The organism is Blastococcus sp. SYSU DS0669 (genome assembly GCF_054050895.1).
Genome location: NZ_JBJHAE010000002.1, coordinates 1 through 16,491 on the forward strand (window position 1 = coordinate 1; position 16,491 = coordinate 16,491).

Consider the following 16,491-nt stretch of genomic DNA (forward strand, 5'->3'; position numbering starts at 1 on the left):
CCGCCCCCCCCCCGCCCCCCCCCCCCCCCCCCCCCCCCCCCCCCCCCCCCCCCCCCCCCCCCCCCCCCCCCCCCCCCCCCCCCCCCCCCCCCCCCCCCCCCCCCCCCCCCCCCCGCCCGGGACTCACGCCCGGGTGTAGGCCCCGGCCTGCAGGACCCCCTGCGGGTCGTAGGCGTCGACGACCTCCCGCAGCCGGGAGAGGGTCGCCTCGTCGTAGGACCGCCGGGCGGAGACCGCGTCGTGCGGGATCCCGAAGTTCGGCCACACGCCCCCGGTGTCCCAGTCGGCGAGCGCCGAGAACACCTGGTCGGCGTGCGCGAGTGCAGCAGCGGCCATCTCCTCGTCCATCGCCATGCCGACGGTGAGGACGCTGAACCGCGCCGCCCGGTGGCTGAACGCGCTGGGGTGGGCGCCCTCGCGGGCGTAGGCCCCGCCCAGGTGCCGCACCTCGACGATGACCTGCGGGGACTCCGACCCGTGCCCGGCCACGGCGAGCAGCCGGTCGGCCGCCTCGGCCGGGAAGGCGTTCAGCAGGATCGCCGGGTCGACGACGGGCATCGGGTCGACCGGGTCGGCGTGCACGGCGTCGATCTCGGTGTAGGGCCGCAGCCGGGCGTCGTCCAGGACCACCGGTGCCACGTCCCGCAGCTGGTCCAGCAGCCGGGCGCCCTCCGACGGCTCCCCGGTCCACAGGAACCGGATCGCGAGGGTCATCCGGCCGGCGAGCGGCGGCGGGACCTCGGGCAGCGGCGGGAGCTGGAAGATGGCGAAGGACGTCGTCCCCAGCTCCGGCAGGTCGTCCGCCCAGCCCCGCCACCGGTCAATGACCCGGGCCGCATCCGCGGAGTCGAAGTAGATCGCACCGCCGTAGAACTCCGGCATGTGGACGAGGTCGAACTCCATGGCGGTCACGATGCCGGCCGCGCCCTTCCCGCCGCGGAGCGCGAAGTACAGGTCGGGGTGCTCGGTCGGGGTCACCCGGCGGAACACCCCGTCGCCGGTGACGACCTCGAAGGCACGCACCCGGTCGGCGTTGATGCCGTACGTGCGGGCGAGGGGCCCGACACCGCCACCGGTCGTGTAGCCGACGATGCTCACGTCCGTGGTCGAGCCGTTGACCCCGGCCAGGCCGTGGGACGCCGCGACCGGGACCAGCTGCGACCACTTCACGCCGGAGCCGATCCGGGCCCAGCCCTCCGGGTGCACGGTGACCTCGTCGAGGCCGCGGGTGAGGACCAGCAGGTGCCCGGCGAGGGACCGCTCGGCGCCGTGGCCGGTGGCCTGCACGCCGGCGGTCATGCCGTGGGCGCCGGCGAAGCGCACGGCGGCGGCGACGTCGTCGGCCGTGCGGACGGCGACGACGGCGGCCGGGCGCATCGGGACGGCGAGGTTCCAGGGCGAGACGAGCGCGTCGTACTCCGGCTCCTCGGGCGTGTGCACCGAACCGGTCAGCAGGCTGCGCAGGGTGTCGAACGAGATCTCGGTGTCGACGACGGGGGCGTCGAGGATGGCGGTCACGGGGTCCTCCAGGTCGGGGTCGAGCTGATGGAGGAACGGTGGCGCGCCGTCCTTGACAGGCGGTTGCGACGACCTTGAGGCGCCGTCTCAAGCCGGCGGGCGGGTCTCCACGTGGTGCGCGGCGACGAAGAGGTCGCCCGGGTCGACGGCCCGGCGGACGGCGGCCAGCCGGGCGTGCACACCGGGCGGGAAGACCTTCCGGGTGTCGGTGCGCTCGTCCAGCATCGGCAGGTACTGCCGGCCGGTTGCCCACGGCTCGACCGCGGCCAGGAAACGGGCGGCGTCCTCGCGTTGCTGCTCCCAGTCCTGGTCGTCGCCACCGCCGAGACCCAGCCCGAGGGCGAGGAACTCGCCGTCCAGCGCGGACAGCGCACCACCGTGGGCGTCCGGGCGGGCCAGCGCACCGCCGAGCTGGCGCAGCTCCGCGGCGGCCAGCCGGGTGCCCGAACCAGGACCCACCGCGGCCGTGATGGCGGCGACGGCCGCCTCGGGCAGCCGGGAGACCAGCGTGCTGCTGGCGTAGGCGGGGGTGGGCCCCTCCGGGTCGAGGTGCAGCCGGACGAGGGACGCCGCCGGGACCCGCGCGACCGTGTCCAGCTCGGGACGGAGGGCGCGCAGCGGCGCGAGGACGTCGGCGGCGTAGGCGTCGTCGCCCAGGACCGCGCCGTCGATCATCGCGATCCGGCGGCCGCGCAGGTGCGCCGGGACCGAGGGGTCGTCCGGGACGTCGAGCAGCCGGAACGCCGTCGTGACGTCCTCGGGCGCGTCCGCGCACCAGGCCACCCAGGCCGGGAGCACCCGCTCCACCACCGTCCAGTCCCAGGACAGGTGGCCGGCCACCACGGTCTCGAGGGGGAAGAGGTCGAACTCGAGCGCGGTCACCACGCCGAGCGGCACGGCCCCGCCCCGCAGCGCCCAGAACAGCTCGGCGTCCCGCTCGGCCGTCGTCCGCACGAACGTGCCGTCGGCCAGGACCAGCTCGGCCGCCGTCACCGCGTTGCACTGCAGGCCGAGCTTCCGGGCATACCAGCCGATCCCCCCGCCCAGGCTGTAGCCCACCACCCCGACGTCCGGCGACGACGGGTGCCGGGCGGCCAGCCCGTGGCGGCCGGCCGTCTCGGCCAGGTCACCCCACAGCACGCCGGCGCCGGCCCGCACGGTGCGGCGGTCGGGGTCGATCTCCAGCTCGGTCATCGCCGAGGTGCGCAGCAGCACGGCCTCCCCCAGCCGGCCCTCGAGCGGCGGCGCCCCGTGCCCGGTGCCCTGGGCGGCCACCTGCAGGCCGGCGGCGGCCGCGGCGCGCAGCACGTCGGCCACCTCGTCCGGGAAGGCGGGGTAGGCCACCGCCGCCGGGTGGTCGCGCACCTGCAGGTTCCAGGGCGAGCGCGCCATGTCGTAAGCGGGATCCCCCGGCAGCTGCACGGAGCCCCCGCACAACCCCCGCAGCGCCTCGGCGCTGGACGGTGCGGACTCGGCGATCTGCTGCTGGGTCACGGGGTCCTCCCGGGTGCCGGTGTCCGAGCCTCACCCGTCGGACTTGAGAAGAACTTGAGGCCGTCGGCCGACGCCCGCTCGAGCACCGAGCGGACCATGCCCGGCGTCAGGAACAGCTGCTGGGCCACCTCGCGGATGCCCAGCCCGGCGGCCGACAGCTCGAGGATGCGGCGCTCGGTCACCGTCGGGGATCGGACGGCCACCCGGTGGACGGCGTCGGGACAGCCGCGGGCCTGCAGCGCCTCCCGCGCCCGATCCCGCACGCCGAGCGCTCCCCGGGCGTGCGCCTCCTCGACCGCGGCCCGCAGCAGCGGTACGGCCTCGTGGTCGGTCACCTCCGGACGGGCGCCGAGGGTGCACCGGGCGCGGGCGAGGTCGACCGCCGCCGTCGTCGGAGCCAGCAGCGCGACCGCCTCCCGCAGTTCGGCCAGCCCGTCCGGCCCCCGGAGCTCGCCCAGCAGCCGCAGCGACGCGCCCAGATGGCTCGGCGCCCCCCAGCGCCGCAGCAGGCCCACCTCCTCCTCCGCCAGCGCCACCGCCTCGTCGGTCCGGCCGAGCCCGCGCAGCGCGAGGGCCGCGGTGCTGCGCCACGGGTTCCACACCGGGTTGGGGACGGGGATCGGCGTCGGCACGGTGTCCAGGAGGGCGAGGGCCCGCTCGTGCCGCCCCTCGGCGGTGAGCACCCGGGCCCGGGCGTGCTGCAGGAGCCGGCCACCGTCGCCGACGCCCGGACCGCCACCGGCCGCGTCCGCGGTGGCGCGAGCGGCGGCGAGGTCCCCGCGGTCGAGGTGGCACCCGATCAGGAAGGCGTGGGCGAAGGGCGGCGCGATCCCCGCCCCGCCCCACATCCGGCTCTCGTCGAGGGCGTTGGTGAGGCACGAGTCGGCCTCGGCCAGCTCCCCGCGACGCCAGTGCCAGAAGCCCTGCCACAGGTTGGTCGACAGGACCGCGAACAGCGATCCGCGGGCGTGGGCCTCGGCGCGGGCGCGGGCCCAGAAGTCGCCCAGGTCGTCGTCGGCGAGCATCCGGATGATGGCGGCGACGACCCAGAACAGGCCGTGGTCGACCACCCAGAGGCGATCGCCGTCGAGTGCGGAGCGGGCCAGCCGCACGGCGCGGTCGCGGTCGGTGCCCTCGATCGTCGCGTCGTAGGCCAGGGCCGCCGCCAGCATCTGCGCCCCGTGCCCGTCGCCGGACGGCTCGGGTACCGGGTGCCGCCAGAGGGAGGGGTCCAGCGCGTGCATGTAGCCGCTCACCAGCTCGATCGCCAGCAACGCCTGCCGGTGGTCGTCGAGCCCGTCGGGCAGCGCCTCCGCGGCCTGGCGGGCGAAGGCCGTCGCCGTCCCCGGTGGGCTGGCGAAGACCTGCGTGCGGGCGATGGCGACGGCGATGCCGGCGCGCTCCCGGGGATCGGTGGTCCCCTCGTAGGCCTGCAGCAGGTGCTCGGTGCCCGCCGCGCCCTCCAGGGGCGACTCCACCATGCCCAGCTCCCGCAGCACGTCGCACCGCTGCTCACCCGTGGGCAGCTCCGCCAGCGCCCGGCGCAGGTACGTGACAGCGCTGTCGGCGGCCCCGCGCTCGGCCGCGGTCCGCGCCGCGCGGCGCAGCACCTCGGTGGCCTCGCCGTCGCCTCGGACCGGCGCGAGCAGGAGGTGGGCGGCCACCTGCTCGTCGCTGGCCCCCGCCTCGCGCAGCAGCCGGGCGGCCCGCTCGTGCCGGAGCGCCCGCTCCGCGGCGGGGAGGTCGCGGTACACCGCCTCGCGGACCAGCGGGTGGACGAAGGCCAGCGGTTGCTCGTCCTTCAGGATCTCGGCGCGGGCCAGCCCGGCCAGGGCGGCCGCGGTGTCGCTCTCGGAGAGCTCGGCGAGCGCGGCGACCACCGGGAGCGGCGCCCCGTCACCGAGGACCCCGGCGGCACGCGCCACGACCGGTGCCGCGCCGCCGAGCCGGCGCAGGCGCAGGAGCACCATGCTCGAGACCGCACGCGACCCCACGGCCACGACCACGTCGGCGTGGGCGGCGTCGGGCCGCACGCCGTCGGCCTCGAGGGCACGGAGCAGCTGGCGCAGCAGCAGCGGGTTGCCCGACGTCGTGCGGTGGCAGGCGAGGGCGAACAGCGGCGAGACCGGCTCCCCCAGCCGCCGCGCCACCAGCTCGGTGACGGCCCCGGCGGAGAGCGTGCCCGGCCGGAGGACGACGGCGGCGGGCTCCAGCGCCAGCTCGGCCAGCAGCTCCTCGTCCTCGTGCGGTTCACCGGTCCGCACCGTCCCGACGACGAGCACCGGCACCGCCTCCAGCCGGCGCACCAGGTAGGCCAGCGAGCGCAGCGACGCGCTGTCGCACCACTGCACGTCGTCGATCGCGAGCATCACCGGACCGTCGGCGGTGAGGTTGACCGCGAGCCAGTAGAGCCCGTGCAGGGCGGCGAACGAGCCGTCCGGCGCCTCCCCGCCCGCGGGGTCGAACACCGCCCGCGCACTGGCCGCCGCCCCCGCGAGCAGCTCGTCCCGGCGCCGGGGATCGGTGAGCCGCGGCTCGAACAGCTGCCTGACCGCGCCGAAGCCGAACGCCTTCTCCAGCGGGCTGCCCCGCGCCGACAGCACCCCGATGGACCGCTCGACGGCCATGCGCCGGGCCTGGGTGAGCAGCCGGGTCTTGCCGATGCCCGCCGGCCCCTCGATGAGCAGCAGCCGCGGCTCACCCCGGAGGAGCTCGTCGAGGGCGGCGCGGACCGCGGTCAGCTCGGCGTCGCGGTCGAGGAGGTCGTCCGGCGGGGGGTCGGCCGCGCGGTCGGACCGTTCCGGGCGGCCTCGTTGCGCGGGGACGGCCAGCTCCGGCGACTGGGCCAGCACCTGCCGCTCCAGCTCCTGGAGCGCGGGCCCCGGGTCGACGCCCAGCTCGTCGGCGAGGGTGCTGCGTGCCCGGCGCAGCGCCCCGAGCGCGTCGGCCTGCCGCTGCGCCCGGTAGAGAGCCAGGGTCAGCAGGCGCCACCGCTCCTCGCGCATCGGCTGCTCGGCGACCATCGCCTCCAGCTCCGGCACGAGCACCGCCGCGTCCCCCAGCGCCAGCCGCGCGGCCACCAGGCGTTCGCGGGCCACCGCCCGCAGCTCGTCCAGGCGGCCGATCTCCGGAGCCGCCCACGGCTCGTCGGCCCACTCGGCCAGCGCCGGCCCCCGCCACAGCGCGAGGCCGCGGGACAGCAGCTCCGCCACCTCCGCCGGATCGCCCACCGCCCCGCTCCGGTCGAGCAGCTGCTCGAACTGCCAGACGTCGACCGCGTCCGGTGGCAGCCGGACGGCGTAGCCGCGCCCCTCGCTGACGATGACCGTCGATCGGTGACGGGCCGCGCTACCGGGCTGCAGCCGTCGGCGCAGGTGCGAGACGTAGGCCTGGAGCGCGCCCGCCGGGTCGGCCGGTGCCCGGTCTCCCCAGACGGACTCGGTCAGCCGCTCGACCGGCACCACCTCGCCCCGCGCGAGCACGAGGAGGACGAGGACGGCGCGCTGGCGCGGGCCTCCCAGATCCAGGGGCGCCCCTCCGGCGGAGGCCGCGCACGAGCCCAGCAGGTGGATCCGCAGCTGCCCGGTGCCGCCCACAGCGCCTCCCTCGCGGGAAAAGCTAGACGAGTGAGCGGTCCCTGAGGAGCGGTCGCATCCCGGCGGCGGGCCGAACAGCGGTCAGTGGAGAACCTTCAGCCCCACGACGCAGCCGATGAGGCCCAGGATCAGGAGCACCTTCGCCGGCGACACCGGCTCGGTGCCGGTCACCATCGCGTAGGCCACGGTGAGCGAGGCGCCGATGCCGACCCACACCGCGTAGGACGTGCCGATGGGCAGTTCCCGCATCGCGTAGGCGAGCCCGGCCATGCTCAGCAGGAGGGCAACGACGAAGAGGATCGACGGGCCGATCCGGGTGAAGCCCTCCGACCGGCCGAGCGCGGTCGCCCACACCGCCTCCAGCACCCCGGACAGCACCAGCACCAACCACGCCATCGTGGCCTCCTCTGGCGCCGTCTTGTCGCACACCGGGTACGGCACCGCTCGTCCGGGAGCCGGGAGACGGCTCCCCTCCACCCTCGCACGTGTCAACACTGATTGACACCGGGGGCGGGCGCAACCTAGGTTGACAGCCATGGCGGACACGGCACAGGTGGCGGCGGCTGCCAGCAGCAAGGACCCGGCGGTGGGGCTGACAGCGGTCCGATCGCTGCGGGTCCTCGTCGAGCGGCTCGAGGCGCTGCAGGTCGACAACGCCCGCGACGAGGGGTGGACCTGGGAGCAGATCGCCCAGCAGCTCGGCGTCAGCCGGCAGGCGGTGCACAAGAAGTACGCGCGCGGCCGCGGGCCGCTCCGACGGAGGGACTGACGATGTTCGAACGCTTCACGCAGGAGGCCCGCGACGTCGTCGTCGGCGCGCAGGCCGAGGCGCGGGCGCTCCGGCACGGGCGCGTCGGCACCGAGCACCTGCTCCTGGGCATGCTGGCCGCACCGGGGTCGACGGCGGCCCGCGTGCTGGCCGGCCACGGCGTCACCCACGACGTCGCCGTCACCGCGGTGCGCACGACCGTCGCGGCCGGTGACCTCGACGCCGACGCGCTGAGCAGCCTGGGCATCGACCTCGACGCAGTCCGCGACCGGGTCGAGGAGGCGTTCGGCCCGGGCGCCCTCGACGACCCGCGGGGCAGGCGCACCGGCGGGCACGTCCCTTTCGGCCCGCGGGCGAAGAAGGTCCTGGAGCTGGCGCTGCGCGAGGCCATCGCGCTGAAGTCGCGCACCATCACCGACGGGCACATCGCGCTCGGCCTGATCCGCGAGGGCCAGGGTCTGGCGATGAAGCTGCTGCACGACCGCGGCGTCGACGTGCCGGCCCTGCGCGAGGACCTCAGGCTGGCCCTGGACCCCTGAGCGGCCCGCCGCGCAGCAGGACCAGCGCCGCGACCGCGGCCAGCGCGGCGGCGATCCCCGCACCGGCGAAGACGGTGTGCAGCTGGGTGAGGACCGCGGCCTCGGTGGCGGCGTCGTAGGCCGCGCAGTCGGCCGGGCTCGTGGGGCAGAGCTCCATCGGGGTCCCGATCGCCGTCACCTCGGCGGTGAAGCGGCGCAGCGCGACGGCGGTGAGCAGCGAGAGCCCCGCGAGCATCCCGACGGTCCGCGCGACGACGGCCAGCGAGCTGGCACTCCCGTGCACCCGCGGCGGGGTGACCGCGAGCAGCACCGCGTTGACCGGCGCGATGGCCAGCCCGAAGCCGAGGCCCGCGGCGACGAGGACGACGGTCGACCAGGCGCCGTCCAGGGCCCGCTCGTCCCACTCGGTCATCGCGGTGAAGGCAGCCGCCGTCAGCGCCATCCCGGCCCCGGCGACGACGCGCGGCGCGACGACCCGGCACAGCCAGCCCCCGGCCACCGCGCCGACCGGCACGGCGACCAGCAGCCGCAGCAGCACCAGCGCCGCCCCCAGCTGGTCACCGGGCGTCGTGGTCGCGCGGGCGAAGAGCGGGACGTCGACGAGCGCGGCGACCAGGGCGGCCCCCACGAAGAGGTTGACCAGCAGGGCGCCCCAGGCCCCCACCGGCCGCAGCGCCGCCAGCGGCAGCACCGGTTGCGGGGCGCGCCGCTCGTGCAGCACGAAGAGCACACCGGCGACGGCGGCGATCGGCAGGAGCAGCCGGCCGTGGGCGACCACCTCGCGGGCCGGGTCGGCGGCGGCGAAGGCCCACACCAGGGCGCCCAGCGACACCACCGCCAGCAGGGAGCCGACGACGTCCACCTCCCGCGCCAGCCGGCCCAGCCCGCGGAGCGGGAGCACCGCGCCCGCGGGCCGCACCACCCCACGGACGACGAGGGCGAGCACGAGCAGGACGGTGGCCAGCAGCAGCGGCGCCGTCCACGCCGCTCCGTCGAGCAGGGGGACGTACAGCAACCCCAGGGTGACGTCCTCGGCGAGCCATGGCGGCTCGGCGAGCAGCAGGCCCAGCGCGCAGGCGGCGAGGACGGCGAGCGCCAGCCCGACGGGGTCGGGGCGGCGGACCCGGCCGGTGACGACGACTCCCGCGGCCAGCGCCACCCCCAGCAGCAGGTTGAGCCAGAAGATGGCCCGCCAGTCGGCCACCGCCAGCACCGCGGCGCCCGCCAGCGGCCCCAGCACCGCACCGGCCTCCTGCACCGCCCCCACGACGCCCAGCGGGACCGCCCGGCGCTCCGGCGGCCAGCGGTCGGCGACGAGCGCGAGGGTGGCCGGCACCAGGCCACCGGCGCCGATGCCCTGCAGGCCGCGGCCGGCCACGGCGGGGCCGAGCGCCGTCGCCGTCGCCGTCAGGAGCGAGCCGAGGGCGAACAGCAGCAGGCAGCCGATGAGCACCGGGGCCCGCCCCCGCAGGTCGGCCAGCCGGCCGAGCAGCGGCAGGGTGGCTGTGTAGCCGAGGAGGAACCCACCCACGATGGGCGTCGCCCGCTGCAGCTCGTCCAGCCCCACCCCGACCCCCGTGAGGATGTCGGGGAGCGCCAGGACGACGACGTAGGTGTCGGCCGCCGTGACCAGCACGGCGAGGGTGGCGAGGACGATCGCAGCCATCCCCGGCTGCGGCCGGGGAGGCGCGGCCGCGGGCTCAGCCGGTCGGCGGCGCGCTGATCTCGACATCGGCCCCGAAGTCGCTGAGCTCGAGGAGGTAGGTGGCGTCGGTGCCGGCCTCGAAGAACGGGCCGGTGAGCTCCGCGCGGCGCAGCTCACCGCTCTCCGTGGCGACCGAGAACCGCGCCTGCACGGGCTGGCTGGGGTCCTGGCTGGTGAGGACGTCCTGCACGAGGTCGCCGGGCAGCTCGGCGGTGACCTCGCGGACCACCACGCCGTCGACCCGCCGTTCCTCCCCCAGTTCCGCCGAGTCGGCCTCGGCGAGCAGTTGGGAGATGCCGGTCTCGGGGTCGAGCAGCGCACCCGGGTCACCGATGCCGAACTGGGCGGGGTCGATCACGCTGAACCCGCTGGTGAACGGCAGCTGCGCGTACACGGTCCCGTCGACCGAGACCACCTGAAGGTCCAGGCTGGACCCGAGCGCCCGCACCTGCAGGGTCCCGTCGAAGGACGCCGGGCGGGCGATGTCACCCTCACCGCCGACGAGCACGGTCCCGGAGGCCGGGGCGCCGTCGCTGTCGAGCACGAAGTGCGCGCTCTCCGCCTCGTCGAGCGTCCGCTTGGCGCGGTCGAGCAGCTCGGCCGCCGACTCGGCGGGCTCGTCGGATCCGCAGGCAGCGAGCCCCGGGCCGGCCAGCAGGGCCAGCGCCAGCAGCGGGACGGCTCCTCGACGCAGCGACATGGTGCCCCCTCCGTGGACCGGGCGTGCCGGCGTACCGACGACGGACCCTAGCGCGGCGCCGCCCCGGGCCCCGCGCGGGACACCGTGCGGCGAGGCGGCCCGGGTCAGCGGACGGTGGCCGCCCGCGCGGCGATCTTCGCGGCGACCTTCGCGCGGTTGCGCTCCGGCAGCACGTCGAGGGCGGCCGCCGTCTCGGGCAGGCGGTGCTTCTGCGTCGTCCAGGCGCGGAACACGAGGCCGATGGTGACGCCGTGGTCCGGCCGCGCGACCACCTCGACGGCGTCGCCGGCGCCCAGCTCACCGGCCTCGATCACCCGGAGGTAGGCGCCCGGGGCGCCCCGCGCGGTGAAGCGCCGGACCAGCTGGCGCTCGTCCCAGAACCGGGCGAAGTTGGCGCACGGGATGCGAGGGGCGGTCACCTCGAGCAGCGCCGTCCCGACCCGCCACCGCTCGCCCAGGACGGCGCATGTGAGGTCCAGCCCGGTGGTCCGCAGGTTCTCGCCGAACATCCCCGGCGGCAGCTCGCGGCCGAGCTCCGCGATCCAGAAGTCGGCGTCCTCCTGGGCGTAGGCGTAGACCTGCTGGCCGTCCCCGCCGTGGTACCTGCGGTTGACCTGGACGTCGCCGGCGAGCCCCAGTTCCCCGACGGCGACCCGCCCCGGCACCGGTCGCTTGGCGATGCCGCTGCGGTTCGGCTTCCGGTCGGGCAGCGGCAGCAGGTCGGCCCCGGACACGCAGACGGCGTCGACCCGCCCGGTCACTTCGGCTTGGCCGACGCGGTGGACTCGTTGGTGGAGAGCGCGGCGACGAACGCCTCCTGGGGGACCTCGACGCGGCCGACCATCTTCATCCGCTTCTTGCCCTCCTTCTGCTTCTCCAGCAGCTTCCGCTTGCGGGTGATGTCACCGCCGTAGCACTTGGCGAGGACGTCCTTGCGGATGGCGCGGACGGTCTCGCGGGCGATGACCCGGGAGCCGACGGCGGCCTGGATGGGCACCTCGAACTGCTGCCGCGGGATGAGCTCGCGCAGCTTGCCGGCCATCATCACGCCGTAGCTGTAGGCCTTGTCCTTGTGCACGATCGCGCTGAACGCGTCGACGGCCTCGCCCTGCAGCAGGATGTCCACCTTGACCAGCGAGGACTCCTGCTCGCCCGCCTCCTGGTAGTCCAGCGAGGCGTAGCCGCGGGTGCGCGACTTCAGCGCGTCGAAGAAGTCGAAGATGATCTCGCCGAGCGGCAGGGTGTAGCGCAGCTCGACCCGGGACTCGCTCAGGTAGTCCATCCCCCCGAGCTGCCCCCGGCGGCCCTGGCAGAGCTCCATGATCGCGCCGGTGTAGTCGCTGGGCGCGATGACGGTGGCGTTGACGACCGGCTCGTAGACGCGGTCGATCTTGCCTTCGGGCCAGTCGCTGGGGTTGGTCACCGTGTGCTCGGTGCCGTCCTCCATGATCACCCGGTAGACGACGTTGGGCGCCGTCGAGATCAGGCTGATGCCCGCCTCGCGCTCCAGCCGCTCGCGCACGATCTCCAGGTGGAGCAGGCCGAGGAAGCCGACGCGGAAGCCGAAGCCCAGGGCCGCCGAGGTCTCCGGCTCGTAGACCAGCGCGGCGTCGTTGAGCAGCAGCTTGTCCAGCGCCTCGCGCAGCAGCGGGTACTCGCTGCCGTCGATCGGGTAGAGCCCGGAGTAGACCATCGGCCGGGGGTCGCGGTAGCCACCGATCGACTCCGTCGCGGGCTTGTGCTGGAGCGTGACCGTGTCGCCGACGCGGGACTGGCGGACGTCCTTCACGCCGGTGATGAAGTAGCCGACCTCGCCGACACCCAGGGAGTCCACCGGCTTGGGCTCGGGCGAGATGACCCCGATCTCCAGCAGCTCGTGCGTGGCGCCGGTGGACATCATCTTGATCTTCTCGCGGGCCGAGATGCGGCCGTCGACCACGCGGACGTAGGTGATGACGCCGCGGTAGATGTCGTAGACCGAGTCGAAGATCATCGCCCGGGCCGGCCCCTCGGCCACGCCGGTCGGAGCGGGGATGTCGGTGACGATCCGGTCGAGCAGCTCCGGGACGCCCGCTCCGGTCTTGCCGCTGACCCGCATGACGTCGTCGGGGTCGCAGCCGATGATGTGCGCGATCTCCGCGGCGTACTTCTCCGGCTGGGCGGCCGGCAGGTCGATCTTGTTGAGGACCGGGATGATCGTGAGGTCGTTCTCCAGCGCCAGGTACAGGTTCGCCAGCGTCTGGGCCTCGATGCCCTGCGCCGCGTCGACCAGCAGCACCGCGCCCTCGCAGGCGGCCAGCGACCGGGACACCTCGTAGGTGAAGTCCACGTGGCCGGGGGTGTCGATCATGTCGAGCACGAACTCGGTGCTGGTGTCCTCGCCGGTCCGCGGCGTCCACGGCAGGCGGACGTTCTGCGCCTTGATGGTGATGCCGCGCTCGCGCTCGATGTCCATGCGGTCGAGGTACTGGGCGCGCATCTTCCGGCCCTCGACGATTCCGGTGACTTCCAGCATCCGGTCGGCCAGCGTCGACTTGCCGTGGTCGATGTGGGCGATGATGCAGAAGTTCCGGATGCGGGCCGGATCGGTGGCAGCAGGAGTCGTCACAGTGCCGCCATCGTCCCACGTCCGCGCGCCGGGTCGGAGACGGGCGCGTCCCCGGGTGCGTCCAGGGTGTGCTGGACGTCGCCGGACGGCGGGTTGGGGTGGCCGCGGGGGCGCTGGTATCTTTGCAGGCCGGTCCTGTGGCGCACGCCGCCCGGACGCACGAACGACTGTCAGAAGTACTCCCTCCTGTCGAGACACCGAGGCTCACGCGTGGCGAACATCAAGTCCCAGATGAAGCGGATCAAGACCAACGAGAAGGCGCGCCAGCGCAACGTCGCGGTCAAGTCCGCCCTCAAGACGGCCGTCCGGCGGGTGCGCACCGCCGCCGAGTCCGGGGACGCCGCGGCCGCGACCGCCGCCTACCAGGCCGCCGCCAAGCAGCTGGACAAGGCCGCCAGCAAGGGCGTCATCCACAAGAACCAGGCCGCCAACCGCAAGTCGGGTCTGGCGAAGCTCACCACCGGTCTCTGATCGGCCCGCGTCCCGCCGGACGCGCACGCTCCACGACGAGCCCCCTCCCCTCGCGGGACGGGGGCTCGTCGCGTCCTTGCCCGCCTTCGCCGCCGGCCCTCGAGCAGTGGTGTCCGGACCCGCCAGCCGCCTGACGTCCCGCGGCTGACCGGCGCCGGACGCCCGTGCCGACTCACCGGCCGGCGCGCACCCGCCCCCGACCGGTCTCCGTCCGGATGGTGACGATGCGCCGGATGGCCCGCTCCAGGGCGTAGTCGGCGCTGGCCGCGGCGCCCTTGACGTCGGCATTCAGATCCGCGGCCACGCCCAGGGCCAGCTGCAGCCCCTCGATGCTCCAGCCGCGCGCCTGCGCCTGGGCCTTCTTCACCTTCCACGGCGGCATCTTCAGCGTGCGCGCGAGGTCGCCGGGGTTCGTCGAGCTGAGCGAGGCCACCCGTGCGGCGGTGCGCACGCCGTCGGCGATCGCGTCGGCGATGAGCACGTGCGCGACCCCTCGCTCGAGCGCCCAGCGGAGCATCTCGATCGAGCCGGCGCGGTCACCGGTCAGCACGCGCTCGGCCACGGTGAACCCGGTGACCTCGGCCTGGCCGCGGTGGAACCGGGCGACGTCCTCGGCGTCGATGCTGCCGCCGAAGTCGGAGACCAGCTGGCCCGCGGCGGCCGACAGCGACCGCAGGTCCGCGCCGATGGCGTCCACCAGGGCGGTCACCGCGTCGGGGGTGATCCGCCCGCCCAGCTGGCGCACCTCGTTCCTGACGAAGGCGATGCGGTCGCCGACGGAGGAGACCTTGGGGCACTCGTCCACCGCGGCGCCGGCGGCCTTGAACGCCTTGACCAGCGCCTCGTTCCGCTTGCCGCCGTTGTGGACGATGACGAGCGTCAGGTCGGGGTCGGGCACCTTCGCGTAGCCGGCCAGCGCATCGGCCAGCGCGGTGGCGGACTCCTGGACGCCGGTGACGACGACCAGCCGGTGACCGCCGAACAGGGACGGCGCCAGCACGTCGGCCAGCTCCCCCACGGGCAGCCCCGTCGCCGCCAGCTCGTGCACCTCGCCGTCGGGGTGGCGGGCGAGCACCGCCCGGCGCACGGCCGCGACGGCGCGGGAGCGCAGCAGCTCCTCCTCGCCGATCACCACCCGCAGGCGCGACGTGGGCTCGACGGGGGTGGCAGGCACCTCCGCATGGTCGCACGCGCCACCGACGGCCCGCGGCGACCGCCCGGGGCCCCGCGAGCACGTCCGGGAGCCCGGGCGCCGGCGGCGCGGGCACCGCTGCCGACGCCTGGCCGCCGCTGTCCGCGCCCCGGGCGGCGATCCCCCAGCCCCCGGCCGCGCCGACCACCGCGAGGTCGCCCTCCCGGTCGGTGCGGTGCACGCGCGTGCCGGCGGCGGCCAGCCAGTCGAGCAGCCGCGGCGCCGGATGGCCGTAGCCGTTGCCGGCGCCGACGGAGACGAGCGCGCTGCGGGCCCCGACGGCCGCCAGGAACGCCGGGTCGGCGTCGCCGCTGCCGTGGTGGGGGACCTTGAGCACGTCCGCCTGCAGGTCCACGCCGGCGCGCAGCAGCGCGGCCTCCTCGTCGGCGCCGATGTCGCCGGTGAGCAGCACCCGCACCCCTGCGACGGTCAGCCGGACGACGAGGGAGAGCCCGTTGGGGTCGTCGGCCGCGGTGATCCGGCGCGGGTCGGGTGCGAGGACCTCCAGGACCGCACCGGCCACGGTGCGGCGGTCCCCGGGGACGAGCACCTCGCGGGTGCCGCCGGCGCGCCGTACGAGGCCGTCGACGACCGGCGCCCGGTCGTCGACCGGCGAGAGGGCGCCGCCGGCCACCACGCCCACCGTGCGGCCCCCGAACGCGCCGGCGAGGCCTCCGACGTGGTCGGCGTCCAGGTGCGAGAGGAGCACCAGGGGCAGCGCGTCGATGCCCAGCCGGTCGAGGCAGCCGTCGATCGCGGCGGGATCCGGGCCGGCGTCGACCAGCACCCCTCGCCCGCCCCCGACCGGCAGCACCAGCCCGTCGCCCTGCCCCACGTCGCACGCCACCAGCAGCGCGCCGGCCGGTGGCCAGCCGTCGAGCTGCTGGCGCAGCGGCCAGCCCACCACCACCAGCCCGAGCAGAGCGGCCAGTGCGAGCGGCCGCGCCCGGGGGAAGCGCCACAGCAGGAGGCCGGCGGCCAGCAGGAGGACGGCGAGCAGCAGCGCCCCGACCGTGCCGGCCGGCCAGCCGGCGACGGCGTCCGGCGCCGCGGCGGCGCGCTCGGCCACGAGCACGATCCAGCGCACCGGCCACCCGGCGAGCCCGACCAGCACGTCACCGACCCGGGGCAGCACCAGACCGGCCGGGGCGGCCAGCAGCCCGAGGACCGTCGCCGGTGGCACGGCCGGCGCCGCGAGCAGGTTGGCCGGTACCGACACCAGGCTCACCGTGCCGGTCAGGCCGGCGATCACCGGGGCGGTCGCGAGCCCGGCGGCCACGCTCACCGCGACGGCATCGGCCGCCCACGCGGGCCAGCCCCGCTCCCGGAGCCTGCGCGCCCACGGCGGTGCGAGCAGCACGATGGCCGCGGTCGCCACGACGGACAGCGTGAAGCCCGGGTCGCGCGCGAGCCCGGGCTCGACCAGGAGGAGCACGGTCACCGCGGCACCCAGCGCCGGCAGCGCCGCCCGGGAGCGACCGGAGGCGAGCGCGAGCAGGGTGACCGCCCCCATGGCGGCCGCCCGGAGCACGCTCGCGCTCGGCCGGGCCAGCACCACGAACCCGACCAGCGCGAGCGCGCCCGCCAGCGCCTGGACCCGACGGTCGACCGCGCGGCGCCGCAGCGGCCGGAGCACGCCGGCGATCACGATCGCCACGTTGGCGCCCGAGACGGCGGTGAGGTGGGCCAGGCCGGCCCGCTGGAACTCCTCGTCCAGCACCGGGTCCATCCGGCTGGTGTCGCCGACCACCAGCCCCGGCAGCAGACCACCCGCCCGGTCGTCGAGCACCCGTCCCGAGGTGGCACCCAGGGATTGCCGGACGTCGCCCGCGACGCGCTGGACCGCTCCCGGCCCGCCGACCGGCTCCGGCGGGCCGCGGGCGGAGAGCACCGCCACCA

General features: G+C 76.0%; 12 protein-coding genes, 1 pseudogene and 1 riboswitch. Of the genes and pseudogenes, 3 read left to right on the forward strand and 10 right to left on the reverse strand.

Annotation, left to right across the window (positions count from 1 at the left end):
• Positions 1-123 precede the first annotated feature (123 nt).
• From ACI792_RS02460 to ACI792_RS02475, 4 genes are all read right to left on the reverse strand, one after another.
• Positions 124-1,518 (reverse strand): FAD-binding oxidoreductase, encoded by a 1,395-nt coding sequence (locus ACI792_RS02460; RefSeq protein WP_456601172.1) that lies wholly within the window; start codon positions 1,516-1,518, stop codon positions 124-126.
• Between the two features lie 87 nt (positions 1,519-1,605).
• Positions 1,606-3,012 (reverse strand): FAD-binding oxidoreductase, encoded by a 1,407-nt coding sequence (locus ACI792_RS02465; protein ID WP_456601173.1) that lies wholly within the window; start codon positions 3,010-3,012, stop codon positions 1,606-1,608.
• A complete protein-coding gene (locus ACI792_RS02470) occupies positions 3,009-6,608 on the reverse strand; it encodes a BTAD domain-containing putative transcriptional regulator (protein ID WP_456601174.1) in 3,600 nt (1,199 codons plus the stop codon). Before ACI792_RS02470 ends, ACI792_RS02465 begins: the two co-directional genes overlap by 4 nt.
• 81 nt (positions 6,609-6,689) lie before the next feature.
• Complete coding sequence (locus ACI792_RS02475; protein WP_456601175.1) at positions 6,690-7,004, reverse strand: DMT family transporter; 315 nt, start codon at positions 7,002-7,004, stop codon at positions 6,690-6,692.
• A gap of 11 nt (positions 7,005-7,015) precedes the next feature.
• Positions 7,016-7,080, reverse strand: a riboswitch (guanidine-III (ykkC-III) riboswitch).
• A gap of 63 nt (positions 7,081-7,143) precedes the next feature.
• Here ACI792_RS02475 and ACI792_RS02480 point away from each other — a divergent pair.
• Positions 7,144-7,377: a helix-turn-helix domain-containing protein gene (locus tag ACI792_RS02480; protein WP_456581668.1), complete on the forward strand. Its 234-nt coding sequence runs from the start codon at positions 7,144-7,146 to the stop codon at positions 7,375-7,377.
• A gap of 2 nt (positions 7,378-7,379) precedes the next feature.
• Positions 7,380-7,916, forward strand: coding sequence for a Clp protease N-terminal domain-containing protein (locus ACI792_RS02485; protein WP_456601176.1), 537 nt, complete (start codon positions 7,380-7,382; stop codon positions 7,914-7,916).
• On the opposite strand, the gene ACI792_RS02490 is transcribed toward ACI792_RS02485, so the two are convergent.
• The 4 genes from ACI792_RS02490 to lepA form a co-directional block, all read right to left on the reverse strand.
• Complete coding sequence (locus ACI792_RS02490) at positions 7,894-9,582, reverse strand: MFS transporter (RefSeq protein WP_456601177.1); 1,689 nt, start codon at positions 9,580-9,582, stop codon at positions 7,894-7,896. The genes ACI792_RS02485 and ACI792_RS02490 overlap by 23 nt on opposite strands.
• Positions 9,583-9,616: 34 nt before the next feature.
• Complete coding sequence (locus tag ACI792_RS02495; RefSeq protein ID WP_456601178.1) at positions 9,617-10,321, reverse strand: LppX_LprAFG lipoprotein; 705 nt, start codon at positions 10,319-10,321, stop codon at positions 9,617-9,619.
• Positions 10,322-10,425: 104 nt separating this feature from the next.
• A complete protein-coding gene (locus tag ACI792_RS02500) occupies positions 10,426-11,055 on the reverse strand; it encodes an MOSC domain-containing protein (RefSeq protein WP_456601179.1) in 630 nt (209 codons plus the stop codon).
• A 23-nt stretch (positions 11,056-11,078) separates the two neighbouring features.
• The gene (lepA, locus tag ACI792_RS02505) at positions 11,079-12,929 is read right to left on the reverse strand and encodes a translation elongation factor 4 (RefSeq protein ID WP_456601180.1); all 1,851 of its coding nucleotides are present in this window, start codon (positions 12,927-12,929) and stop codon (positions 11,079-11,081) included.
• Between the two features lie 210 nt (positions 12,930-13,139).
• Here lepA and rpsT point away from each other — a divergent pair, with 210 nt between their 5' ends.
• Entirely contained in the window at positions 13,140-13,400 is a 261-nt protein-coding gene (gene rpsT, locus ACI792_RS02510; RefSeq protein WP_091933029.1) for a 30S ribosomal protein S20, read from the forward strand.
• Between the two features lie 172 nt (positions 13,401-13,572).
• On the opposite strand, the gene holA is transcribed toward rpsT, so the two are convergent.
• Together holA and ACI792_RS02520 are read right to left on the reverse strand one after the other, a co-directional pair.
• Entirely contained in the window at positions 13,573-14,574 is a 1,002-nt protein-coding gene (gene holA / locus ACI792_RS02515; protein WP_456601181.1) for a DNA polymerase III subunit delta, read from the reverse strand.
• Positions 14,575-14,962: 388 nt separating this feature from the next.
• A pseudogene (locus ACI792_RS02520) lies at positions 14,963-16,321 on the reverse strand (ComEC/Rec2 family competence protein); the annotation flags it as partial.
• Between the last annotated feature and the right edge of the window lie 170 nt (positions 16,322-16,491).